The organism is Dactylosporangium sp. NPDC051485 (assembly GCF_040682015.1).
Lineage (GTDB): Bacteria > Actinomycetota > Actinomycetes > Mycobacteriales > Micromonosporaceae > Dactylosporangium.
This window is the reverse complement of the sequence record NZ_JBFAZW010000010.1, coordinates 82,180-105,778: the sequence shown is the minus strand read 5'-3', so window position 1 is coordinate 105,778 and position 23,599 is coordinate 82,180. Positions and strand designations below refer to the sequence as shown.

Genomic DNA, 23,599 nt, shown 5'->3' with positions numbered 1-23,599 from the left:
ATGAACGAGCAGCGCAAGGACATCCTCGACCTGCTGGCCGAGGGCAAGATCACCGCGGAGGAGGCCGAGCAGCTCATCGCCGCGCTCGAACGGGACCAGCCGCCGGCGGCGTCGAGCCTCGACGCTCGGCCGAAGGGCAAGGCCAAGTACCTGCGGGTGATGGTGGACGCCGTCGACGAGAACGGCGAGCCGGGGCGGATCAACGTGCGGGTGCCGCTGCAGTTGCTGCGGGCCGGGGTACGGCTGACGGCGCTGATCCCGCCGCAGGCACTGGGCAAGGCCAACGCCGAACTGCACAAGTCGGGCGTGCCGTTCGACCTGACGCAGCTCAAGCCCGAGCAGCTCGAAGCGCTCCTGGAGCACCTCGACGAGATGACCGTGGAGGTCGACCAGCCCGACGCGAAGGTCCGCGTCTTCTGCGAGTAGGCGCGGCCGGTACAACCGAGGACCGCCGACCACGCAGCAGCGTTGGTCGGCGGTCGTCGACCCCCGTCGGCTCGGTCAGCTCTGCCGCAGTGCTGTCATCGGGATCGGGATCTGGTACGTGGTGGCGCCGACGCCGATGCCGCCCTCGCACGTGTTCGGCGGCACGGTGCCGATGCCGCGAGTGGCGGGCCGTTCGGCCGCCCAGAACATGTAGCCGAGCAGCCCGGCCGTGGTGCCCGCGCCGTTGGGCGCCGCCGACTGCACGAACGTGCCGGTGGAGTTCTGCAGCGACGAGGCGAAGCTGGTGCACTCCGGCAGGGGCTTGCCCCCGTTGGCGACGTACAGCCCACCGGTGAACTTGGCCGGGGCCAGCGGGGGCACCGGCGGCGCGTACGCCGGCTTGCCGTCGAGGTGCTCCTGCCAGCTCGCGATCGCCGCGCTGGCCGCGGGCTGCTTCGCCGGCACCATCGCGTTGGCGTAGTCCAGGACCGGCCGGTCGGTGCGCAGCCAGTCGGCGGTGGCCTTGCGGGTGAGGGCGATGAGGTAGCGGTCGCCGGCGGCCAGGTCGATGGTCAGCCGCGCCGCCGGGTTGGCGCCGGTCGCGTCGTACGGCAGCGCCGCGCGGTACGCGTCGATGAACGCCTGCAGCCCGGCGAGGTTCGGGCTGGTGTTCTCCTCGTAGTCGATCTCGATGCCGACGCCGAGCCGCTGCGCGACGGCGGCCGCGTTGCGGCCGAGCTGTGCGGCGTTTTCGGCGAGGGCGGTGTTCCAGGCGCCGGTGTAGGTGAAGCCGCCGATCGAGAGCATCACGCGCACGCCGCGGCCGCTGAAGTAGCCGACGATGTCCGGCGTCATGCCCCGCGGGACGCCCGCGACGGTGCCCGCGTCGTCGCTCAGGTGCAGCAGCTTCAGCGGGTCCAGGAAGCTCAGCACGACGACGTTGACGGACGGACGGCCGTCGCCGCGGTCCACCAGCCAGTGATTCTGGGAGTCGAACTCGGCCACCGTCCGCACGGCACCCCAGGTGCAGAAGTCGTTGCCGCAGTGCCAGGCGCCGTAGATCTGCAACGGGGCCACCGCGGCGGCGGCGGCCGGCCGGGCGGGTGCGACGAGGACGGCGATGACCAGGGCAAACGCAGCAAGGATTCGGCGCATCGAAGGACTCCCTCGGCCGCACGACCATCAATTAGGAAAGAAGCCTAAGTGTTTGATCGACAGCTGTACACGGCGGTGACCGGGAGCGATTTACGGCTCGGAACCGTTACACCTGGGCGGCAGGTCCCGGCGAACGAGGAGCAGTTGCTGCGGACCGATACTGCCCGGGAAGTACCGGTAGCCCTCCGGTGCGCCGCGAAGCTGATCCAGCTCGATGCCGTCGACGGCCCAGACGTCCACCGGGCCGCCGGTGTTGTTGAACCGGACAAACCAGTCGGCGTCCTCCGGCTGGACGCAGAGGAAGACGCCCTCGACCTCGGGCCGGCGGCTGCCGGCGATCCCGGGCGCCGCGCCCATCCGGGTCCAGTCCAGCCCGAACGATCGGATCGAGTCCCGATTGCGCACGGACGAGACATGGTGAAGGCGCGGCACATCGGCAATGTACCGCGCCTTTCCCGTGACCGCCGGCCACATCGAGGACGGCGTCGACCGTTCTACTCGTTCGGTGGTCGCTCGTTGCGCCAGAACTGCCGGGGTGCGTAGCCCTCCCGGCGCAGCCAGTGCTCGGTATAGACGATCCGTTCGGCGGGGACCACGCCGAGTGGTCCAAGGGGCGGCTCGTCGAGGGATCGGGATCGCTCGACATGGTCGGACTGCCATCGCACCACGGACCAGTACCGCTCGAAGTCGGCATCTTCCGGTTCGAGGATGCGGGCGGCGCCGAACAGCTGCGCGCCGCGACTGCTCGCCTGCCCGACAAGGGGCGCGAAGACACCGATGGAGACCCGCGGGTCCGCGCGGATGTTCCGCATCTTCGGGGAGGTCCCCAGCGCGGTGAAGACCACGGTGAAGTCGAGATGGAAGTACCGGACGGGCGTCGCCAACGGCCCATCGGGGCCGGTCGTTGCCAGGACGCACATATTCTGCGAGGACAGCAGGTTGAGGATGCGTTCTTCCAGCCGTTCGCGGTCCAGCCGCTTCGTCGGGCTCGGGCCGGAGAGCCACGGGTTGGTCACCACCATTGACGCACTCTGCCAGATCCCGGCTCCCTCGCCGTACCCCGGCCCCGACGAACCGCGGCATATCAGTGCACCCGATCCCGCGGGCGACGCGGGAATCGCTTGAGCTTCCACCCGGTGGAACCTTCAAGCTTGGCGCGTGGATCGCGAAACGGAGCTCTACACGATCGGGCAGCTCGCGCAGTACGCCGGCGTGTCGGCCCGGACCGTGCGGTTCTGGTCGGATCGGGGCGTGTTGCCGCCGGTCGGCCGTTCCAGCGGGGGGTATCGACTCTACGACGTGGTGGCCGTCGCCCGGCTGGAGCTCATCCGGACGCTGCGTGACCTGGGCCTCGGCCTCGACGCCGTCGCGGCGCTGCTGGCCAGGCACGTCACGCTGGCCGATGTGGCGGCGGCGCACGTCAAGGCGCTCGACGCGGAGATCCGCACGCTGCAGGTACGACGCGCGGTCATGCACACCGTTGCCCGCCGACAGAGCACGACCGAGGAGATGATCTTGATGGCCAAGCTCACCAGACTGTCCGCGAAGGAGCGCCAGCGCATCATCGACGACTTCGTCGAGGAGGCATTCGACGGTGCGGCCGACCCGGATGCCACCGTCATCGCCGGTTGGATGCGCGAGCTGCCCACCGCGGTCGGCGAGGATCTCACCGACGAGCAGATCGATGCCTGGCTGGAGCTGGCCGAGCTGGTCGTCGACCGGGACTTCCGGCAGAAGATCCGGGCGATGGTCCTGAGCGCCGCCGATGACCCGCGGGTGGAGTTCGGCCTGAACATCCGGCCGCTCGTCCTCGCCCACGCCGGAGGCGCCGTCGAACGCGGGGTCTCACCCGCCTCCGCCGAGGGCCGCGAGACGCTCGACCGGGTCGTGCCGGCCGACCTGCCCGCCGAAGAAGCCACCGCGCTCGTCGCCTGGCTGGAGATGGTGGCCGACGCCCGGACCGAGCGCTACTGGCAGCTCCTCGGCACGCTCAACGCCACCGACGCGGGACCGCCGGCCGTGCCCGCGTACGCATGGCTGCTCGCGGCGATGCGCGCGCACCGATGCCCGTGATAGCGAGCCCGAGCACGACGACAGGACCATGGCGCAATGCCATGGTCCTATCTTCTCGCAGGCCGTTCGCCTTAAACTGCGGGTCGCCTTCGCGCGGCCGGCACCGCCCACACGCCGTACGTCCGGGGGCTCGACACATACTCGGGGAGGAAACACCTTGTCGTCCACGCTCAGCCGTAGGGCCATATTCCGGGCGGTGGCGGCTGCCGCGGCCACGACCGCCGCCGCGCCGCTGGTCATGTCAGCGACCGAGAAGGCCGCCTCCGCGACGTTTCCCGGCGAGGTCGGCCAGATCTCGTACGTCGTCGGAAACATCATCTACGTCGCGGACGCGAACGGGGCCAATGCGCACGCGATCGTCGACCTCGGCGCACCCGTCGTCGGTAGCGGTGCATGGGCGCCGGACGGCAGCCGGTACTTCTGCAGCGGTGGCGATTCGTTGGGCTCCGCGCCCCCCGGCGGCCCACACGGGACCGACCTGTCGGGTCGCATCATCCCGTCCGTGCGGAACCTCACGTTGACCCGGGACGGTCGCTTCATCATCTTCAGCAACGACAACGGCCTGCACTACTCCGCCGCGGGCGGCAACGGGGACGGCACGCACCTGTTCTACGCCGGGATCTCGGTCGACCGGCCGACGGTGTCCATGGACGGCATGATCTTCTTCGACCAGGGCGGCACCCTCGACACCCGCTCGATCTTCCGCTTCGACGGCCAGGCCGAGCCCGAGGAGGTCATCACGAACGGCTGGGACGCGGACGTCTCGCCCGACGGGTCGCGGATCGTCTTCGTCCGTAGTGACAGCGCGAACGGCAAGGCCCAGCTGTGGCTGGCCGGCAGCGACGGCTCCAACCCCGTCCAGCTGACCACCGAGGCGGCAGCCGGCGGGGGGCGGGTGGCGTAGACGTCGCTGCCCGCCTGGAACTGCCACTTCGGGGCGAGGTTCGCCATGGCCAGCGCCATCAGGGTGGCGCCGGCCAGCACGGCGAGGCCCATCAGGTACTGGAAGATGGCCACGACGTGCAGGGAGATCGGGGCGCTGGAGCGGACCGGGTGGGGGTGCCACGCCTGCTGCGGTTGGTATGCGTACGCCATGGCACTCAGCGTGGCGCCCCGTGACGGAAGTGGACTCCCCGGTTCGTGCCACTACCGGCAGGGTCCCACCGCGGGATAACGGCCCGCGAACAGGCCCTCGCGGACCCGCCGCTCCAGCTCGGTCACCAGGGGCGGCGCCCCGTCGAGGGCGTCGGCCCTGACCGCTGCGGCGCGGCCGGTCTCGATCTGGTCGCGGGCCTGCGGTGCGCGGCTCTTGGCGGCCGAGAGGGACATGGACGAGTCCTTCCTACGTAGCGTTACGCAGGAAACGCGTTCCATCCCGTTCCATCGCAAGGTTTCCTCAAGGTTCGATGACGGACCGTATCCCTGAGCGGGCCGCCCCATAGGGAGTCCCTCGCCTCGTCCGCGGCCGCGCCGGCGTTCCCGCCCGCGCTCAAGGGCAGTGCGAAGAGGCCGCCGGCGCTCAAGGTCGGCGGGCTGATGCCGCACACGGGCCGGCTGGCCTACCGCAGCGCCCCCCGCTTCGCCGGTGCCCGCCTCGCCGTGCAGGACCTCAACGCGGCCGGCGGGGTGCTCGACCAGCCGGTGGAGTGGGTGGACGGCGACGACGGCACGGACGCCACCGTCGCCGCGGCCACCGTCGACCGGTTCGTCGGCCTCGGCGTGCAGGTCATCATCGGCGCGTCCTCCTCCAGCGTGACGAAGGCGGTCATCCCGAAGATCGCCGCGGCCGGGCGCATTCTCGTCTCGCCGTCCTCGACGTCGGACGAGCTGAGCACCGTCGCCGACGGCGGGCTGTTCTTCCGTACCGCGCCCCCGGACCGGCTGCAGGCCCGGGCCCTCGCCGACGTCGTCATGCGCGACGGCGCGCGGAAGGTGACGATCGTGGCCCGCGAGGACGCCTACGGCCTCGGGCTGCAGAAGAACGTCAAGGCCGACCTCGTCGCCTCCGGCATGCCGGACGCGGCCGTGTCCCTCATCTCCTACCCGACCAGCACCGACGACTTCGCCGGGATCGCGGCGCGGGTGCGCGACGACGCGCCCGACGGGGTGCTGATCCTGGGGTACGACGAGACGGCCACCATCGTGAAGGCCCTCGCGGCGCAGAAGGTCGGCACCGCCGAGGCCGTCTCCAGCTTCTCCTGAGCCGGCGACCCTGCCTGAAACGCCGATGTTCGCGCAGTAAAATGCGGCGTGCTGCGCCTGCTGACCCTCAACGCATTGTTCAAGGGCGACGTCCGCCCGCGGATGGCCGCGATCGGCGCGATGCTGCAGGAGCGCGCCTACGATGTGGTGTGCCTCCAGGAGGTGATGGCCCCGGGCAGCGCGCGGATGATCGCCCGGCTGGCCCCCGCCTACCCGCACCGGCGGTACAGCGGCGCCACCCTGGTCAAGGGCGGCCTGATGCTGCTGTCGCGCTGGCCGATCACCGCCGCGCGGTTCGTCCGGTTCCCGCTCACCCGCCCGGTCCGCCCGGAGCTGCTCATGCGCAAGGGCGCCCAGCTCGCCGTTCTCGACACCCCCGACGGCCGGCTGACCGTGGTGAACACGCACCTGTCGGCCAACCGCGACGACGACTGGGCGCCGCAGAACCGGTACTCGGCGGTGGCCCGCGTCGAACTGGCCCGCCTCGGCCGGGAGCTGTCCGCCCTCGCCCCGGACGCGCCCGCGGTCGTCACCGGCGACATGAACCTGCCGCGGGAGTCGGCGGTCCTGGCCGAGTTCCTCGCCGCGCGGGGTCTGCGCGACGCGATGGCCGGGGACACCCGCCCGACGTACCGGCCGATCCCGCAGTGGCCCGATCCGCCGGCCTTCGACCACGTGCTGCTGCGCGGCCCCGTGACCGCCGCCTGCCGGCTCACGCTGGAGGAGGACACGATCACGCTCGGCGACGGACGGCGCGTGTACCTGTCCGACCACTACGGCATCGAGGCTGACCTCAGTACCGTTGCGGCTTGACCTTCACCCTGGGTCAAGGGGCAGTCAGCGCCGCGTCGGGTGCGGCTCACTCCGCGTCGCGGGGGCCGTAGCGCTCGGCCGCGCGGGCGCGGGCGCGGGCCGCCTCGACCTCGCGGTCGCGCGGTGGCGTGCGGGTGACCAGATTGTCCAGCAGCGCCCGGGTCGCCTCGGCCACGGCCTGCACGGCGGCGTCGAACGCCTCCTGGTTGACCGCGGCCGGCCGGGTCATGCCCGCGACCTTCCGCACGTACTGCAGCGCGGCCGCCTCGATCTCGTCCTCGGTGGCCGGCGGCTCGAAGTTGTTCAGCACCCGGATGTTCCTGCACATGTACCCCACGATGCCAGGCGCGCGAAAAAATGTCGCACCCCCTCGCTACTGTGCCCCGCATCCGATGGATCACGGCGGAGCGGAGGACGGATCGCATGGGTTGGCTGGCGGCTGCCGGTGGTTACGAGGTGACCCTGGAGGCGGGGCGCATAGCGTGCCGCAATCCGAAGGGCAAGGTGCTCAAGTCGCTGCCCCCGACGCTGCGCGACGACCCGGCGGTGACCGGGTTGCGGCAGCTCACCGAGTGGCTGGCCCGGCACGAGGCCGAGGTCCGCGAGCAGGTCGACCTGTGGATGATCCGCTCCCTGCCGGTGCCGGCGGCGCTGCTGGCCCGGGTGTGGCCCGACGAGACGTGGCGGGCCGCGCTGACCGACCTGGTGGTCGCCGTCCTCGACGACGAGGGCGGCTTCGACCCCGACGAGGCCGGATTCCTGCGCGACGCCACCGCCGAGGGCATCGGCGTGGTCAACCTCGACGGCGACACGGTGCGGCTGCCGGCCGAGCGGGTCGCGGTGGTGCACCCGGTGCGCCTGCCCGACCTGGAGGACCTGCGCGAGTTCGCCGCCGACCTGGGCGTCAAGCAGTCCGTCGACCAGCTGTTCCGCCAGACCTGGACCCGCCCCGGCGACCTGGAGCCGGGCGCGACCAGCGTGCGCGACTACGCCGGCGGGCGCTTCGCCGAGCTGCGGCACCTGCTGGCCCGCTCCGCGCAGCTGGGCTATCCGGTGCGCGGCGGCTATGCGGTCTGCCGGGTCTTCGAGGACGGCCGCGGGCTGGAGGCGCGCAGCTGGGTCGGGGCCGACGACCCCTATTGGCAGGCGGAGACCGGCGACCTGGTCTTCGTCCACCCCGACGGCCGCTCGATCCCCCTCGCCGAGGTGGGGCCGGTGGCCTGGTCGGAGGGCATGCGCATGGCCGCGGCGCTCTACGCCGGCCGCAACGTCGAGGAGAACCAGGAGGAGTCGGCATGACCGGGCACGACATCGAGGCGTTGCTGGATGCCGGTGCGGTGCTCGCCACCGGGACAGACGCCGCGAAGGACACCACCGACACGCTGACCACGCGGGAGTACGGGCACCCGGTTCTCGGCGACCGGCGGGTGGTCCGGCTCGTGCCCGGCACCCTGGGTCAGGCCGAGGACCTCACCATGGAGTTCCTCGGGTTCGGCGCGCCGGAGACGGTTGCCGAGGTCGGCGTGGTGCGCCAGCAGGCGCTGGGCTTCCCGGCCTGGGCCCTCGTGCACGACCCGGCCAACGGCCACCACGCGCTGGCCCTGGTCAAGGACATCGAGCGGCTGGTGCGCACGGCCCGCTCCCGCATCGGCCCGGCCCGCGACGGCTTCAACGAGCTCGGCGACCGGCTGGCCCGCTCGGTGCCGCACTTCCTGCCCACCTTCTACGAGGAGGCGGCCCGGGCGTTCCTCGCCGCCGACAGCCAGTCCTACGCGGCGAGCATGTTCGGCAAGGCCCGCGAGGCCGAGCGGCTCTACGCCCTCGACATCGACGAGGACCGCCAGCACGCGGTGTTCCTCGAGTTCGCCCTGGCCGGCGCGCTGACCGCGAAGGCCCTCGCCCAGCACGCCCGCGACCTCGCCGCCCGGTGCGCGCCCGCAGTGGCTTACGAGCGGTTCCGTCGGCTGTGCGTGGAGCGCACCCTCGGCGGGATGCCGCCCTACGCGCAGATGCACGTCGACCTCGGCCGGCTGGCCAAGGCGGCGAAGCTGGGCGCGGAGGAGGACGAGACGCTGCTGGGCGAGCTGCTGGCCGCGCCGTCGCTGCTGCGGGCGCCGGGCGGGTTCTGGAAGGCGTACCGTCCGGCGCTGGTCCGCATCGCCCGGCGCGACCCGCGGGTGTGCGGGCAGTTGCTCGGCATGTTCCCGCGCGAGTGCGGGTTCGGCACCTGGCTGGACATCCTCGAGGAGTGCGGCGCCACGGCGGCGCTGACCGCCCCGGCCGGCGAGGCCGAGGCCGAGGCCGCCTCCCCCGACGGCCCGGCCGGCTGGCTGAGCCGCGCCGACCGGGGCCGCGGCGGCTGGCAGCGCAACCGCGACGCCCAGCTCTACGGGCTGGCCGAGCGGATGGCCCCGCGGCTGCGCGACGACGCCGTCCCGGTCGACCTGGGCACCGGGCGCCGGGTCGACCTCGACCTCGTCGACCTCATGCTGTCCCTCGGCGTGCCGGTGGAGGGCGAGTTCTCCCGCTGCGACGTCGGCAACTGGCTCGCCGACGAGGGCGAGGGCCGCCGCGACCTGACCGAGGCGGCGGCGCACGAGCGGCTGCGGCCCCTCATCGCCGACGGCATCGAGTCGTATCTCAGGACGTGGTACGGCGCCCACCAGGCCCGGGTCGCCACGGACCGGGTCGGCCGGGTGGTGGCCGTGCCGGGCCTGCGCTCCGCGCTGCACTGGTGGCTCGACCGGCTCGCCGAGCGCTTCACCAGGCAGGGCCTCACCACGTTCGAGGACGAGCTCGACCGGCTCACGCTGATCGCTTGCCCGGCCGGCCTCGCGGTCAACCCGGAGGCGATCGCCCGCATCGGCGCGCTCGACCTCGGCCCGGTGTTCGGCCGCACGCTGCGGGCCGGGGTGGTCGACGAGTTCGGCTGGCCGGCGCTGGAGGCCGCGATGGCGGCGCTGCGGGCCGAGCGGCGCACCGGCGCCCCGGAGACGACGGCGCAGTGGCCGCACCTCGTGGTGCGCTGGGACGAGCGGGTGGTGGTGCTCGGCGACGACGCGACGGTGCTGGAGCACACGCTGCGCATCCCGTCGCAGAAGCAGACCTGGCGGGAGGCGGTGCGGTTCGTCGACGGCCAGCTCATGGTCGTCTGGAACGACGAGCACGGGCGGTCCGGCTACTGGTCCGGCGCCCCCGACGACGTGTTCACCGGCGACGAGGACGGCGTCGCCGACGTCGGCGAGCGCTCCGTCGCCCTGCCCGGCGGCGGGCGCAGCGGCGGTGGCCGGCCGCTGTTCCCCGGCGACCGGCGGGCCCAGGAGGTCGGCGCGGTGAGCACTGACGGGCGGCACTACTGGGTGCTCGTGCAGGGGTCCGACTTCGAGCACAAGTGGGTGGAGTTCGACCCGGCGACCGGGCAGCGCGGGCGCGCGTCGATGCCAGGCTTCTTCGAGGAAGGCGCGGTCGACGGGCAGCCGCTGCTGCAGTGGGAGTGCCGGCTGCTGCCCGCCACGCCGGCGATGGCGCACAGCCCGCTCGGGCACCGCGACGGGCTCGTCGGCTGGCGCGTGCGCAACACCGGGGAGGGCCAGGCCGGCGAGGGGGTCGACGGGCGCTCGTTCACGCTGCCCGACGACCGCCGCCGGCACGGCACGCTCAGCGGCGCGATCCGCTTCCCCGGGGCCGACACCGCGCACGGCCTGGTCGTCGAGCATGGCTGGCGGGAGACCACGGTCCACCTGCAGACCGCCGACGGGCTGCGCCTGGCCACCGTCGCCGCCAGCCGGCTGGGGCCCGGGGCGTTCGCCGAGGGCACCGCGTTCGTCGCGCCGCCGGCGTTCTGGCACCTGCTGCGCCCGCGCGACGAGGCCGGATCGCTGGCCCTGCGCGCCTTCGCCGACGAGCCGGCCGGCGCGCTGCTGGCCGCCGTCTCGGCGCTGGCCCGCCCGGGCGAGGACGCGCAGCGCCCCGACGCCAAGGTCGTCTTCACCGACGACGAGGTGCGCGCCGCGGTGCGGTCGGCCCTGCCCGGGCTCACCGATCCCGCGCTGGTGTCCGGCGTCGCCGGGGTGGCCAAGCACGCCGCCCGGGCGGTGCTGCGCCTGGCCCGGCTCGTCGGCGAGACCGAGGCCCTGGCCGGCCCGGCGGAGCAGGCCGCCGACCCCGGCGCCCACCTGCCCACCGACTCCCAGGTGAACGCGGCCCTCGAGGGGCTGATCCCGCACTGCTACGACCACGGCCGCGAGTGGGAGAAGGTCTTCGCCGACGTGGGCGCGGTGCTCACCGGCGGGGTGCCCCGGGCGCCGATGGAGCCGTGGCTGCCCCGCGTGGATCTGGACTGGTACGAGGCGCTCGGCGCGGTGCCGGCGATCATGCTCAAGGCCGCCGCGCCGACCACCCCGGCCGAGCATCGCGAGACCCTCCTCACCATGCTCGACGTGCTGGCCGGCTCGGGTCTGCTCGCCCCCGGCGCGCGGACCCGCCGCCTGCTGCTGACCTCGGACACGGGCCGTGCGCAGGTCGCCATCGGGCAGGTGGTGGCCACCGGCGAGGCCCGCCGGATGCTGGTCTTCCAGCTCGACCCCGGCAAGGGCGGAGCCGCCGCCGTCGAGCACGCCACCGATGGCCGCTTCGGCCCGGTGCCCGGGCACGGCGTGTCCGTGGAGCACCTCTTCGAGTCCCCGGGCGTCGACGCGGCCGCGGTGGCCGCGTTCGTCGAAGCCGGGCGGGCCCACGGCGGCCCGGCCGACCTGCTGCGCCCCGAGACGGTCCGCGCGCTGTCGGCCGCGGCCGGCATCAGCCTCGCCGAGGCGACCGTGCTGCTGTCCGGCGCCATCGACGGCCGGCGCTGGAAGGCCCACCGGCCGGAGGACTTCACCCCCGCCGCCGAGACGGTCACCGAATACGCCATCGAGACGGCCCAGGACCAGATGCGGCACTGGACGCGGGACACGCAGCACGCGGCGCACCGGCAGCTGATGCCGGCCGACCCGGCCCAGCTGTGGGCCGCGGGCCCGGATGTGGCCCGCTTCGCCGCCTGGTGGGCCGGGCGGGTCGGCGCGCGCACCCCCGTCGGCGACGACCTGATCGCCGAGTGCCGGCGGGCCGGCGTGCCGCACGGCCTGTCCGCCTCGGAGTTCCTGCACGGCCTGAGCAACCCGGACACCTGCCGCTGGCTGCACGGCCCCGTCGCCGAGATCGACGCGAGGAACCTGCTCGTCACCATCGCCCGCGGCCTGCCCTGGCTGGCCCGGCGCCTGCCCGCCGGCGACCCGCTGCGCGAGGGCCTGCCCCGGGCGCTGGAGCTCGTCCGCGCGCTCGTCCTCGATCCCGGCTTCGAGCTGCCGGTCGGCGGCGCCAGCGAGGAGGAGCTGGACAAGGCCGTGGCCGCGCTCGGCCTGCCGGTGCAGACGACCCCGAAGCAGCTCGACGCCGGGCTGTTCGTGGCGTCGACGGACTCGTACTACCGCCAGGTGCGCGTGCGCCCGTCCCGGATGGACGGGCTGGACGACCGGCGGGTCGATGCGCTGCTGGACGCCATCAACGTCGAGGCCCGGCCGGTCGTCGCCCTGCGGGCCATCCTCGGCGGGGCGCTGGACGCCTGGGTCGCCCCGGCGTCCGCCGACGCACCGCACGACCCGTCCCGGTCCGCGCCGGAGCTGGTCGCCGCGGCGGCCGAGCGGCACGGCCTGGGCGCCGACGCGGCCACGCTGTACCTGCAGCTGCTCGCCCTGCCCGATCCGACCGACCGCAACGTGGCCGAGTGGACGGGCTGGAAGCCGGCCCGCCTGAAGCAGGCCCGGGCCGAGCTGGCCGCCACCGAGCTGGTGGTGGAGGCCAAGCGCCCGCGGGCCGGGCGGTCGCTGTTCCTGCCCGGCGGCTGGCTGGCCTGGAAGGCACCGCTGCCGCCGCTGGAGCGCTGGAAGCTGCCGCTGCTCGTCGGGGCGGCCGAGGACGGCTCGGAGCTGGGCGCGGTCGTGCCGGTCACGCCCGCGCCGCGGCTCTTCCACGTCGCCTGGGACCGGATCGTGGGCGGCGACCACCCGCGCTTCGAGGAGCTCACCACCCGGGGGCGTCGATGACCGTCTCCCCCGCCCTCCGCCGGCTTCGTCATGGGCGGCCACCCACGGCCGCCCGGCCGCTGCCGTCCCCGTGTTCTTGCCGCTTCGTCACGAGAGGCCGTCGATGACCGCCACCGTCACCAGCCCCCGGCAGGTCGACCCCGCCGAGCACGCCCACGCGACGGAGCTTGCGTTCCTGGCCGCGTTCGACGGCGGGGCGCGCCCGCCCGGCTGGCGGCTCACCCCGCGGGCCGTCGTCACGTTCATCGTCGGCAGCGACGGCGAGCAGCTCGCCCTGCCCAAGGGCGCCCGTCCCGACGGCGTGCCGGCGAAGCTGGAGATCCCCCGCAAGTTCGTCGGCGACCGGGCCCTGGTCGAGCGCTGCGTCGTCACCCTCGCCGGCGAGCGCGGCCTGCTGCTCGTCGGCGAGCCCGGCACGGCCAAGTCGATGCTGTCGGAGCTGCTGGCCGCCGCCGTGTGCGGCACCAGCGAGCTGGTCGTGCAGGGCACGGCGGGCACGACCGAGGACCAGTTGCGGTACGGCTGGAACTACGCCCTCCTGCTGGCCAGCGGCCCGACCCCGGAGGCCCTGGTGCCGTCCCCGGTGCTGACCGCGATGCGGGCCGGACGGGTGGCCCGCATCGAGGAGATCACCCGCTGCCTGCCGGAGGTGCAGGACGCGATGGTGTCGATCCTGTCCGACCGGCGCATCGCCGTGCCGGAGCTGGCCGGCACCGAGGCCGCGACGGTGCACGCCGCCCCCGGCTTCACCCTTATCGCCACCGCCAACCTGCGCGACCGCGGCGTCTCGGAGATGTCGGCCGCCCTGAAGCGCCGCTTCAACTTCGAGACCGTGGGCCCGATCCCCGACCTGGCCGCCGAGACCGCCCTGGTCGGCCGCCAGGCCCGCGCCGCCCTGACCCGCTCGCAGACCCCGTTCGAGGTCGACGAGGCCGTCCTGGAGGCGCTGGTCACCGCCTTCCGCGACCTGCGGGCGGGCCGCTCGGTCGAGGGCTGGGAGATCGAGCGGCCGTCGACAGTGATGAGCACCGCCGAGGCCGTCGCCGTGGCCACGTCCCTCGGCCTGGCCGCCGCCTACTTCCCCGGCGACCGCGACGTGCTGTCCCTGCTGCCGGCCCACCTGCGCGGCGTGGTCTGCAAGGACGACCCCTCCGACGGCGCCAAGCTGCTCGGCTACTGGGACGGGCCGGTGCGCCGCCGCGCCGAGGAAGGCGCCCGGCTGTGGCGTCACCTGTGGGAGCTGCGCGATGTCCTCAGCGCCTGATCCCGGGGCGGCGCTCGATCAGCTGGCCGGTTCGTCGGCGCCGTTGCTCATCGGGGTGCGGCACCACTCGCCGGCGCTCTCGGCCGTCATGGAGGAGCTGCTGGACGGGTTCCGGCCCGAGGCGGTCCTGCTGGAGCTCCCCGCCGAGTTCGCCTCCTGGCTGCCGTGGCTGGCCTCTCCGGACACCCGGGCGCCGGTCGCCCTCGCCGGGGTGACCGGGGCCGACGGCGCGCCCGCGTTCTACCCCTTCGCCGACTTCTCGCCGGAGCTGGTCGCCGTGCGCTGGGCGGCCCGCAACGGCGTCGAGGTCGTGCCCTGCGACCTGCCCCTGGCCGCCCGCGAGTGGCACGAGCCGCGGTCCTTCCTCGGCCACGCCCCCGAGGTGTCACTGGGCGACGCGCTCAAGCGGTCCGCGACCGGCCGGCCCGACGAGGACATGTGGGACCGCGTCGTCGAGGCCCGCGCCCCCGGCTCCACCCCGGAGTCGATCCGCCGCGCCGCCCTGCTGGTCGGCTGGGCGATGCGCACCGACGCGGCGGCCGGCCCCGGCGTCGACCCGCTCGACCTGCACCGCGAGGCGTGGATGCGCCGTTGCCTGGCCGCCGCGGGTTCGCGCCGCGTCGCCGCCGTGGTCGGCTCCTTCCACGCCGCGGCCCTGCTCGCCCCGCCCGACGCAGGCTCGTCCGCCGCCGCCGCCGCCGACGCCGCGGCGGACGGGGTGGTGACGTCGCTCGTGCCGTACAGCTTCGCGTTGCTCGATGCCCGCTCCGGATATCCGGCCGGGATCCGGGATCCGCGGTGGCAGCAGGCCGTGGTCGAGGCTGGCGGGCGTCCCGAGGCGGTCGAGGCGGCCGCCCTCGCGAGCGTCGTCGAGGTGTGTGCGCGGGTGCGGGCCGGTGGCCATCCGGCCGGGCCGGCCGAGGCGCGCGAGGTGTACCGGCTGGCGGCCGACCTGGCGCGGCTGCGGGGGCTGCCGGCGCCCGGGCGCGGCGAGCTGATCGAGGCGCTGCAGAGCGTGCTGGCCCACGGCGAGGTGCTCGGCCGCGGCCGGGTCGTCGCGGCCGCGATGGAGGCGGTGCTCGTCGGTGACGTACGCGGCGCGCTCGCCCCCGGCGCGCCCCGCTCGGGCCTGCGCCCGGCGGTGGAGGCCCGGCTGGCCGAGCTGCGCCTGCCCGGCCCCGGCCAGCCGGCCCGCAAGGACCTGCGCCTCGACCCGCTGCGCTCCGACCTGGACCGCCGCCGCGACGTCGCGCTGCGGCAGCTCGCGGCGTGCCGGATCCCGTATGCGGAGCCGGCCGCGGTCGAGGGCACCGGCGGCGTCGACGCGCTGAGCACCCGCTGGAGCGTCGAGTGGACGCCGGGCACCGAGGCGATGCTGGACGTCGCCGGGCTGCGCGGGGTGACCCTGCCCCAGGCCGCCGAGGGCGCGCTGCGCGAGCAACGCCGCCGCGAGGAAGGCGCCGAGGGTGCGACCGCCGCCCAGGTCATCGCTGGTCTCGCCGCCGCGGCCGAGTGCGGGCTGCCCGCGCTGGCCGGCGAGCGCCTGGCGGAACTGGCCGAGGTCGTCCCGGCCAGCGCCACGCTCGACGAGCTCATGCGGTCCCTGGCCCTGCTCGACCGCCTCCGCAACGGGCACGTGCCCGGGCTGCCGGCCCCCGCTGCGGCCGCCCTCGCCGACCTGCCGGCGCTGGGCGAGGCGTTGGAGGCCGCCGCGGTACGCCAGGTCGACGGCCTCGCCGGCTCCGACGACGTCGCCGACGTGCGCGCCCTGGTCGCCCTCGGCCGGCGCGCCGACGCCGCCGGGGTGGGCCTGCGGCTGGCCGACGCGCTGGAGCGGCTGAGCGCCGCCGGCACCCCGGCGATGTCCGCCGCGGCCACCGCGGTCCAGGTCATGCTGGCCCTGCGCCCGCCCGCCGACCTTGGCACCCGGGTGGCCTCGTGGATCGACGCCGCCGAGGCCGACGAGGCCCGCCGCCGGCTGCTCGGCCACCTGCGCGGCCTGCTCGCCGCCGCCGAGCCCCTCCTGCAGTCCGCCCCGGACGCCCTCGACGGCCTGCTCGACCGGGTATCGTCGCTGCCCGACGCGGCCTTCCTGTCCCGCCTGCCGGCCCTGCGCGGCGGCTTCCAGGCGATGAGCCCGGCCGCCCGCGACCGGCTCCTGGCGGTGGTCGAGGACCGCCTCGGCGACGGCCTCACCCGGGACCTGAACGACACCGACCCGGCGACGCTGCTGCGCCACCTGCTGGCCGACCGCGCGGGCCGGGCCGCCGCCGAGGCCCTGGGCGTCCTGCCCCACCCGGCACCACCCGCGACCTTCCCCACGCCGGCAGCCGACCTCGCGCCCGCAGCCGGCCTCACGCCGGCTCCGACATCGCCGGCTGGCCTCGCGCCCGCCGCGTCCGGCTCCGGTGCGGAACCGTCCGTGCTGGCGGAACCGTCACCGGGACCCGTGGCCGGCACCGCACCGGCCCTATCCAGACCCGACGACGAACCCGCAACCGACGTCGTGTTGTCCGCGCCGCCTGCGGGACCGGCTCGGCCGGGCGTCGGGCCGGTGACCGTGCCGTACCCCGCCCCCGATGCGGAGGACGGGCGCGGGCTCGGGGTCATCGACCGGTGGCGGTTGCTGCTCGGACGGCAGGAGCGGCAGCTCGGCGGCCTGGCGCGGCGGTACGCGACGGCGCTGGACGAGCTGTACGGGGCCGGGAGCGGCGAAGGCTCCGCGGCCGATGCCGGTGGGCGGGCCGGGCGGGAGGCGCCGTTCCCCGGGGTGCGGGAGTGGGCCGAGGAGCTGTCCGCGCTGTTCGGCACCGGCATCCGCGAGGAGGTCCTGGCCCGGGCGGCCGAGGCCGGGCGGCGCGACGCCGTGCTGCTGCTCGATCCCGGCAAGGTCAACCCCTCGGTGGAGCTGCTGCAGACGGTCCTCTCGCTGGCCGGCGGCATGCCCGAGAGCGCGATGGCGCGGCTGCGGCCGCTCGTGGCGCGCATCGTCGACGAGCTGACCCGGCGGCTGGCCACGCGGCTGCGGCCGGCGCTGGCCGGGATCAGCACGCCGCGGCCGACGTACCGGCCGGGCGGGCGCCTCGACCTGGCGCGCACGCTGCGGGCCAACCTCACGACCACGCGGCGGGGCGAGGACGGACGGGTGCGGGTCGTCCCGGAGCGGCCGGTGTTCCGGACCCGGGCGCGGCGCGGGGTCGACTGGCGGCTCGTGCTCGTCGTGGACGTGTCCGGGTCGATGGAGGCGTCGGTGATCTGGTCGGCGCTGACCGGCGCGATCCTGGCCGGGGTACCGGCCCTGACGACGCACTTCGTGGCGTTCTCCACGGAGGTCGTGGACCTCACCGACCGGGTCGGCGACCCGTTGGGCCTGCTGCTGGAGGTCCGGGTCGGCGGCGGCACCCACATCGCCAAGGGGCTGCGGCACGCGCGGAGCCTGGTCACGGTACCGGCGCGGACCCTTGTGGTGCTCGTCAGCGATTTCGAGGAGGGGTACCCCCTCAGCGGCCTCCTCGCCGAGACGCGCGCGCTCGTCGAGTCGGGCGTGACCGTGCTCGGGTGCGCGAGCCTGGACGACGCCGGCCGCCCGCGGTACTCGGTGCCGGTCGCCTCACAGCTCGTGGCGGCCGGGATGCCGGTGGCCGCGGTGAGCCCCCTGGAGCTGGCCCGCTGGGTCGCGGAGAAGGTGCGATCATGAGCCCGGCGCTGCCGCCGATCGAAACGACGGTACTGCTGGCCGCCGTCGACGCGCTGCCCGCCCGCCTACGCAAGAAGCTTGACGACGCCGCGGCCAAGCTCGCCGGCCGCCCGGTGGAGCGCGACGGCGACCGCCACACGGTCGCGATCGACGACGCCACGACGGTGACCCTGACGACGGCCGGCGGCGTGGTCCGCGCCCCGGAGGCGGTCACCTGCACCTGCCTGCTGGCGCCGAACTGTCTGCACCGCGCCGCCGTGCTCTCCCTCGCCCCGATCCACGACCCCGCCGCGGACGACTCCGCTCCAGCGTCCACTGTGGACAGTTCGAGCCCGGCGCCCGCGGGAAGCGACAGCGGCGAAGGCGCGAGCGCGGCCGACGCGGGCCGGGCACGACCGGACACCGCAAGGCCGGACCCGACGGGCGGCGCAGGCACGACAGCCGACGCGAGCACGGCCGACGAAACGGACAGGGCCGACGAAACGGGCGCACCACGACCGGGTGACGCGGGCGCTGCCCGACCGAGCGGCGCCCCCGGCGGCACGGGCGGGACGCAAGGTGGTGACGCGGACGGAACGCGAGCTGGTAACGCGGACGAGGCCCGGACAGGTCACGCTGGCGGGACACGAGCAGGTCACGCTGGCGAGGCGCGAGCAGGCGACGTGGGCGGGGCCGGGGCCGGGCGGGTGGACGGTGCCGAGGGGGCGGTGCCGGAGGAGGGTGCCGTCGTGCTGACCGCACAGCAACGGGCCGCGGTGGCGCAGCTGTGGCGGGCGGCCTGCGGGGTGCTCACGGACGGGGTCAGCGGCGCGGGGACCGTCGCGCGGGCGGCCCTGCTGCGGGCGGCGCACGAGGCGCAGGCGGGCAAGGTGTACCGGGCGGCGGCCGCGGCGCGGGTCGTGGCCACGCTGCTGCAGGCCGGGCGGGCCGGGGATGCGCACTACCGGCTGGCCGACCTCGGCGAGGCGCTGCGCGAGCTGCTCACGGTCACGCATCGGCTGATGGCCGGCGGCGGGGACCCGGTCGCGGAGGGGCTGGTGGGGACGGCGCGGCGGCAGTACCACCTCGCCGGGAGCCTGCGGCTCTTCGGGCTGTGCACGACCGCGGTGCTCGCCGGGACGGGGCACGCGGGGGTGGTGACGTACGCGGCCGATCGGCAGGGGCGGCTGTGGATGGTCGCCGACATCATGCCCGGGGACGCGCGGCGGGCCGCCCGGGCCGGGGGTGCCACGCTCGCGATGGGCGAGACGGCGCTCACGCACCGCGGGCTGACCCGCGCCGGGCTGGTCGTGACCGGGGCGACCGCGACCGGCGGGCGGCAGCTCGGGGCCGGCAAGGGGGTGCGGGCGGTCACCGCCGCCGGGGCGGGCTGGCACGAGGAGCCGTTGGCGGGGCTGTGGGCGGAGCCGGTTGCCGAGCAGGTGCACCGGGCGTTCGAGGCCCTGGCCGTGCCGGTGAGCGACCGGCCGGCCGGTGCCGACCTGCTGTTCCTGCGGGTCACGGTGGCCGGCAGCGACGGCGACGTGGTGCTGGCCCGGGACGCGGACGGGATGCCGCTGCTGCTGCGGGTGGCGGTCGATCACCCGGCGCTGGGGTACCGGGACAACCTGCGGGTGCTCGGCCGGGCCGAGGGGCTCGAGATGCTGGTGATCGCCCGGCCCGACCCGGGGCGCCCGGGCACGGTGCTGCCGCTGGCGGTCGCGCCGCCGGAGGGGACCGGCTGGCACCTGCCCGCACCGCACGGCGGGCACGCCGACCTCGCCTTCGACCGCCTCCACCGCAGCCAGCTCCCCCAGCCCTCCGCCCCCGGGGAGACCGACGCGGACGAGGAGCTGCCGGCCGGTGACGGCGAGCGGGAGGAGACGGCGGCGGGTGGGGGCATCGCGGAGGAAGGGTGGCGGCCCGCGGTGAGCGACCCGGCGCTGCACCGGCTCACCGCGCAGGTCGAGCGCACGGTGGCCGGCGGCCGGGCCATGCTCGCGTTCCCGGACGGGCGCGGCCCCTCGGACGCCGACCGGCTGCGGGCGGTCCGCCTCGATGCCGGCGCCGCGCTGCTCGACGGCCTGATCGGCGCCGCGGCGGACCGGCCGCGGGACGCGTTCGGGCGGCTGGGCGACGATGACGGCACCGCGTTCGCGCGGGCGTGGCTGGCCGCGGCGACGTACGCGGACGCCGCCGGCCGCGCCCTTGCCGAGGCCTCCTGGCTGCCGGGCGACCCCCGCCTGGAGGCGCCCGCGTAGCAGGCCCCGGCCGAAGTCAGGCGACCGTGTAGCAAGCCCCGGCCAAGTCAGGCGCCGATGACGCGAGCCCCGGCCGCGCTCGCCCGGCGATGGCCCGGCTACCACGGCCGCAGCCAGGCGCCCATGACCCGAGCCCCGGCCGCGCTCGCCCGGCTACCACGGCCGCGCCCGGCGCAGCGCGGCCGGTCGGGCCGTGCTGCGCCGGGCGGAGGCCGCCGTTGACGAGACCACCGCGCGGGCGCTCCGGGTCGCACGCCTCGGGTTCGCCGGGCTGTCCGACCCGGCCCTGCGGGCCGCTGTGCTTACTGGATCGGGGCTTACTTGATCGGGACGATCGTTGCCTGGCCGCCGGCCGGGGTCACCTGGACCTCGGTGGCCTCCGGCGGCAGGAGCGCGGCGTTGCGGCGCTCACCCTGCCAGGCGCCGTTGCCGACCCGGTAGCGCAGCGTCGCGTCCTTGCGGACCGCCACGAAGCCCTGCCGGTCGGGCAGCGCGAACAGCACCGGCACCGGCTTGCTCGCATCGACCGGGCCGGCGTTGCCGTACCGGATCGCGGCACCCGAGCCGAGCGCGTAGTACAGGTAGCTGGGATCGTCGCCGATCTGCTTCTCGCCGACGACCACGGACCGGCCGTCGGGTGTGGTGCCGGTCGCGCACCACAGCGGATTGAACCCGGCGTAGCCGAGGAGGTCGACCCCGACCGAGTCGGCCGACGACAGCGCCTCGCAGGCCTGCTGCCCGGCCTCCACGGACTGCGGGGTGTCCGGGCCGGTCAGCTGAAAGCCGGCTTTCCACTGCAGGCGGTGGTCCTGATACGTCCACTGGTCGCCGGTGTTGGCCAGCCGGTAGGCCAGCGGCTGCGCCGGGTCGGCGGCGACTCTCACCCCGGACGCGGCCACGCCCTTCGGTGTCGTTACGACCGCCACCCCTTGCTGGAACGGCAGCGGCTTCCAGTCGCGGGTGACCGTTCCGTCGGGGTGGTACTCGCGGCCGATGGAGTACTGCAGCGACTCGGCGAAGTCGATGACGATGAGCGTGGACCGGTCGGCGCCGGCGAAGAACCCGGTCACTTCCGGGGTCCCGCCCGGGCCGTAGTCGTCGTCGACCACGGTGGGGCGGCCGTCGATGTCCGAGACGAAACCGACCAGCGTCGCCATCCGCCCGGCGTCGTCGGGGGCGAGGGCCCCGTGCCGGTGCAGCCGCGCGCGCTGGGTGACCACCGCCGCCCGCCCGGCCGGCGTGTGGGCGGCCCACTTGATCTCGGGCTCGCCGCGCAGGTCGTCGAAGATGCCCCGGCTGGCGTTGGCGGATGCCTGGTGGCTGCCCTTCCAGGCGGCCTTCACCGAGTTCAGGTACGCCTGGTCGCCGATCAGGTCGCCCTGGGTGCCGGTCCACGTGTCGGCCCAGCCCGGGCCGCGGTCCGCCTTGCCGAACGGCATGTACCACTGCACTGCCCCGCCGGCGACGGCCAGGGCCAGCACGGCCGCGGTCGCCACGTACAGGGCGTTGCGCCGGCGCCGCCGGGCCCGCCCGTGCCGGCGGACGATCCGGACCAGCTCCGGGTTGGGCTCGATCCCGCTCGCCACGTCGCGCAGCGCGGTGCTGACGACGGCGATGTCGCTGTCGGTTGTCATCGGAGGCTCCCATCCGGCGAGACTGGAACGAGGACGGCCCGCAACCGGGCCAGCCCACGGGCGCTGTGACTCTTGACCGTGCCGACGCTGCAGCCCAGCAGCTGCGCGATCTCGGCTTCGGGCCGGTCCTCGAGGTAGCGCAGGACCACCACCGCACGCTGGCGCAGCGGCAGCTCGCGCAGCACGCCGAGGACGGCGGCGTGGCTGGCGACCCGATCGGCGTGGTCAGGCTGCGGCGCGTCCACCCCGTCGGTGAGCGGCGCCTCCGGCCGTCGCCGGCGCCATCGCCACCGGTTCGTGGCCCGGTTGACGAGGGCCTGCCGCGCGTACGCCTCGGGCGAGGCCCGGATGCGCGACCACCGCATGTACATCTGTTCCAGGACGTCCTGGAGGAGGTCCTCCGCGGCTTGCCGGTCGGCGGTGAGCAGATACGCCGACCGCAGCAGCGCGGCCGCCCGGACCTGCACAAACTCCTCGAAGGCGGCGTCGTTACGGTTGTCCACGCGTTCCCCCATCCGGTCGCTACCCCTTACACGACACCGCCCGGAGGCCGACGGGTTACCGCGGACAGCGATTTGTCAGGAGCCGCTGCCGAAGGGGTACAGCACGCGCGCCGTCCGCGCACGGATCGTGACCGGCAGACCGCCGGGGTCAGGGGCGGGTGGCCTCGATGGCGGCGATGAAGGCCTTGGCCCGGGCCTCGTAGTTGTCGTAGCGGCCGTAGCTCGGGGCGGCCGGCGAGAGCAGGACCACGCCGCCCGGCGGGATCAGGGCGCGGGAGCGGGCCACGGCGTCGGGCAGGTCGTCGGCGACCACGTGGGAGACGCCCGGCAGGTCGCCGACCACGTCGAGGATGTGCGAGCCGCTGTCGGGGACGGCGATGAGGGTGAGGGGGACGGCCTTGTCGCGCAGGTAGTCGCGCAGCGGGGTGTAGTCGATGCCGCGGTCCTGGCCGCCGACGATGACGGCCAGGGGGCGGCCGGCGTAGGCCTCGATGGCGTGGATGGTGGTCTGCGGGGCCGTCGAGAGGGAGTCGTTCACGAACTCGACGCCCGTCGGGTCCGGGATCGGGGTCAGGCGGTGCGGCAGCGGCGTGTAGGTGCGCACCGCGGCCTCGATCGCGGCGCGTTCGGCGGCGACGTCGATGCCGTAGGCCTGCAGGGCGGCGAGGGCCACGCACAGGTTGCCGGCGTTGTGGGTGCCGCGGAGGGGGAACGCGTCGCGCTCGAAGAGGCGCTCGCCGGCGAGCATGACCCAGCCGTCGGCGACGTGGAAGGACGCGTCGGTGTTGGCGGGGATCAGGGGGAGGCCGGGGCGGGCGGCCAGCTCCGCCGAGAGGGTCGGGTCGGCGGCGTTGTGGACCACCGCCTCCGGGCCGTGCTCGGCGATGTTGAGCTTGTGGGCGTAGTACTGCGACGGGCGGCCGTCCCGGGTCCAGTCCAGGTGCTCCTCGAACAGCGACGTGATCACCGCGACGCGCGGGGAGTCCTGCAGGTCGGCGCACTGGTACATGGACAGCTCGAGCACGTAGCGCTCGGCGGGCGGCAGCGAGAGCACCGCGATGCCGATGTTGCCGCCGAGCTCGTTCGGGCGGCCGGTCGCGGTGAGCAGGTGCGAGATCAGCGTCGTGGTGGTGCTCTTGCCCTTGCTGCCGGTCACGCCGATCGTCTGCTTGGCGTGGCCGGCCATCCACAGCGCGGTACCGCCGGTGATGGAAACGCCCCGGCGGCGCAGGCGCTGGATCCAGGGGTTGGACTCGCCGACGCCCGGGGAGCGCACCAGCACCTCGACGCCGTCCAGGGCGGCGGCCATCGCCTCGCCCTCGTGCAGCTCGGCGAGCCCGGCCAGGCGGCCCTCCCACTTCGTGGCCAGGAACGTGGTCTTGTCCTGCACGACGACCAGGGAGGACGGGCCGACGGGGGCGATCGCCTCGAGCGCGGCGACGCCCTCGCGGCCCGTGCCCCACACGGCGACCCGCCGCCCGGCGAGGTCCGAAAGCTGCATGACTGCGT

General features: G+C 75.0%; 18 protein-coding genes. 10 read left to right on the top strand and 8 right to left on the bottom strand.

Going from position 1 to position 23,599, the window contains the following annotated elements; genetic code table 11:
* A complete protein-coding gene (locus tag AB0M46_RS08060) occupies nt 1-426 on the top strand; it encodes a hypothetical protein (protein ID WP_363333679.1) in 426 nt (141 codons plus the stop codon).
* Between the two features lie 75 nt (nt 427-501).
* Here the strand turns inward: AB0M46_RS08060 and AB0M46_RS08055 are convergent, their stop codons facing one another.
* The 3 genes from AB0M46_RS08055 to AB0M46_RS08045 all read right to left on the bottom strand — a co-directional run bounded on the left by AB0M46_RS08055 (nt 502) and on the right by AB0M46_RS08045 (nt 2,603).
* The gene (locus AB0M46_RS08055; RefSeq protein WP_363333677.1) at nt 502-1,581 is read right to left on the bottom strand and encodes a hypothetical protein; all 1,080 of its coding nucleotides are present in this window, start codon (nt 1,579-1,581) and stop codon (nt 502-504) included.
* Between the two features lie 90 nt (nt 1,582-1,671).
* Nucleotides 1,672-1,986 (bottom strand): hypothetical protein, encoded by a 315-nt coding sequence (locus tag AB0M46_RS08050; RefSeq protein WP_363333675.1) that lies wholly within the window; start codon nt 1,984-1,986, stop codon nt 1,672-1,674.
* A gap of 89 nt (nt 1,987-2,075) precedes the next feature.
* Nucleotides 2,076-2,603 (bottom strand): pyridoxamine 5'-phosphate oxidase family protein, encoded by a 528-nt coding sequence (locus tag AB0M46_RS08045; RefSeq protein WP_363333673.1) that lies wholly within the window; start codon nt 2,601-2,603, stop codon nt 2,076-2,078.
* 136 nt (nt 2,604-2,739) lie between these two features.
* Here AB0M46_RS08045 and AB0M46_RS08040 point away from each other — a divergent pair, with 136 nt between their 5' ends.
* Together AB0M46_RS08040 and AB0M46_RS08035 are read left to right on the top strand one after the other, a co-directional pair.
* Nucleotides 2,740-3,654, top strand: coding sequence for a MerR family transcriptional regulator (locus tag AB0M46_RS08040; RefSeq protein WP_363333670.1), 915 nt, complete (start codon nt 2,740-2,742; stop codon nt 3,652-3,654).
* A 196-nt stretch (nt 3,655-3,850) separates the two neighbouring features.
* On the top strand, nt 3,851-4,558 hold the full coding sequence (locus tag AB0M46_RS08035) for a hypothetical protein (RefSeq protein ID WP_363333668.1): 708 nt from the start codon (nt 3,851-3,853) through the stop codon (nt 4,556-4,558).
* 242 nt (nt 4,559-4,800) lie between these two features.
* Here the strand turns inward: AB0M46_RS08035 and AB0M46_RS08030 are convergent, their stop codons facing one another.
* Nucleotides 4,801-4,983 carry a hypothetical protein gene (locus AB0M46_RS08030; RefSeq protein ID WP_363333666.1) on the bottom strand — a complete coding sequence of 61 codons (183 nt, stop codon included), beginning with the start codon at nt 4,981-4,983 and terminating at the stop codon, nt 4,801-4,803.
* 93 nt (nt 4,984-5,076) lie between these two features.
* Here AB0M46_RS08030 and AB0M46_RS08025 point away from each other — a divergent pair, with 93 nt between their 5' ends.
* Nucleotides 5,077-5,856, top strand: a complete 780-nt coding sequence (locus AB0M46_RS08025; protein ID WP_363333765.1) for an ABC transporter substrate-binding protein — start codon at nt 5,077-5,079, stop codon at nt 5,854-5,856.
* A gap of 48 nt (nt 5,857-5,904) precedes the next feature.
* Complete coding sequence (locus tag AB0M46_RS08020; RefSeq protein WP_363333665.1) at nt 5,905-6,669, top strand: endonuclease/exonuclease/phosphatase family protein; 765 nt, start codon at nt 5,905-5,907, stop codon at nt 6,667-6,669.
* A gap of 46 nt (nt 6,670-6,715) precedes the next feature.
* On the opposite strand, the gene AB0M46_RS08015 is transcribed toward AB0M46_RS08020, so the two are convergent.
* Nucleotides 6,716-6,997: a DUF2277 domain-containing protein gene (locus tag AB0M46_RS08015; RefSeq protein WP_363333663.1), complete on the bottom strand. Its 282-nt coding sequence runs from the start codon at nt 6,995-6,997 to the stop codon at nt 6,716-6,718.
* Nucleotides 6,998-7,092: 95 nt separating this feature from the next.
* Between AB0M46_RS08015 and AB0M46_RS08010 the strand changes: the two genes are divergently transcribed.
* The 5 genes from AB0M46_RS08010 to AB0M46_RS07990 all read left to right on the top strand — a co-directional run bounded on the left by AB0M46_RS08010 (nt 7,093) and on the right by AB0M46_RS07990 (nt 19,953).
* Nucleotides 7,093-7,968, top strand: a complete 876-nt coding sequence (locus tag AB0M46_RS08010; protein ID WP_363333661.1) for a DUF4132 domain-containing protein — start codon at nt 7,093-7,095, stop codon at nt 7,966-7,968.
* Nucleotides 7,965-12,752, top strand: coding sequence for a hypothetical protein (locus tag AB0M46_RS08005; protein ID WP_363333659.1), 4,788 nt, complete (start codon nt 7,965-7,967; stop codon nt 12,750-12,752). Before AB0M46_RS08010 ends, AB0M46_RS08005 begins: the two co-directional genes overlap by 4 nt.
* 103 nt (nt 12,753-12,855) lie before the next feature.
* Complete coding sequence (locus tag AB0M46_RS08000) at nt 12,856-14,016, top strand: AAA family ATPase (RefSeq protein WP_363333657.1); 1,161 nt, start codon at nt 12,856-12,858, stop codon at nt 14,014-14,016.
* On the top strand, nt 14,000-17,713 hold the full coding sequence (locus tag AB0M46_RS07995) for a DUF5682 family protein (RefSeq protein WP_363333656.1): 3,714 nt from the start codon (nt 14,000-14,002) through the stop codon (nt 17,711-17,713). Before AB0M46_RS08000 ends, AB0M46_RS07995 begins: the two co-directional genes overlap by 17 nt.
* Entirely contained in the window at nt 17,710-19,953 is a 2,244-nt protein-coding gene (locus tag AB0M46_RS07990; protein WP_363333654.1) for a hypothetical protein, read from the top strand. Before AB0M46_RS07995 ends, AB0M46_RS07990 begins: the two co-directional genes overlap by 4 nt.
* A gap of 317 nt (nt 19,954-20,270) precedes the next feature.
* Here AB0M46_RS07990 and AB0M46_RS07985 read toward each other — a convergent pair whose 3' ends face one another.
* The 3 genes from AB0M46_RS07985 to murD form a co-directional block, all read right to left on the bottom strand.
* Nucleotides 20,271-21,587: a hypothetical protein gene (locus AB0M46_RS07985; RefSeq protein ID WP_363333652.1), complete on the bottom strand. Its 1,317-nt coding sequence runs from the start codon at nt 21,585-21,587 to the stop codon at nt 20,271-20,273.
* A complete protein-coding gene (locus AB0M46_RS07980) occupies nt 21,584-22,090 on the bottom strand; it encodes a SigE family RNA polymerase sigma factor (RefSeq protein ID WP_363333650.1) in 507 nt (168 codons plus the stop codon). Before AB0M46_RS07980 ends, AB0M46_RS07985 begins: the two co-directional genes overlap by 4 nt.
* Nucleotides 22,091-22,238: 148 nt before the next feature.
* A complete protein-coding gene (gene murD, locus AB0M46_RS07975) occupies nt 22,239-23,591 on the bottom strand; it encodes a UDP-N-acetylmuramoyl-L-alanine--D-glutamate ligase (protein WP_363333648.1) in 1,353 nt (450 codons plus the stop codon).
* Nucleotides 23,592-23,599 lie beyond the last annotated feature (8 nt).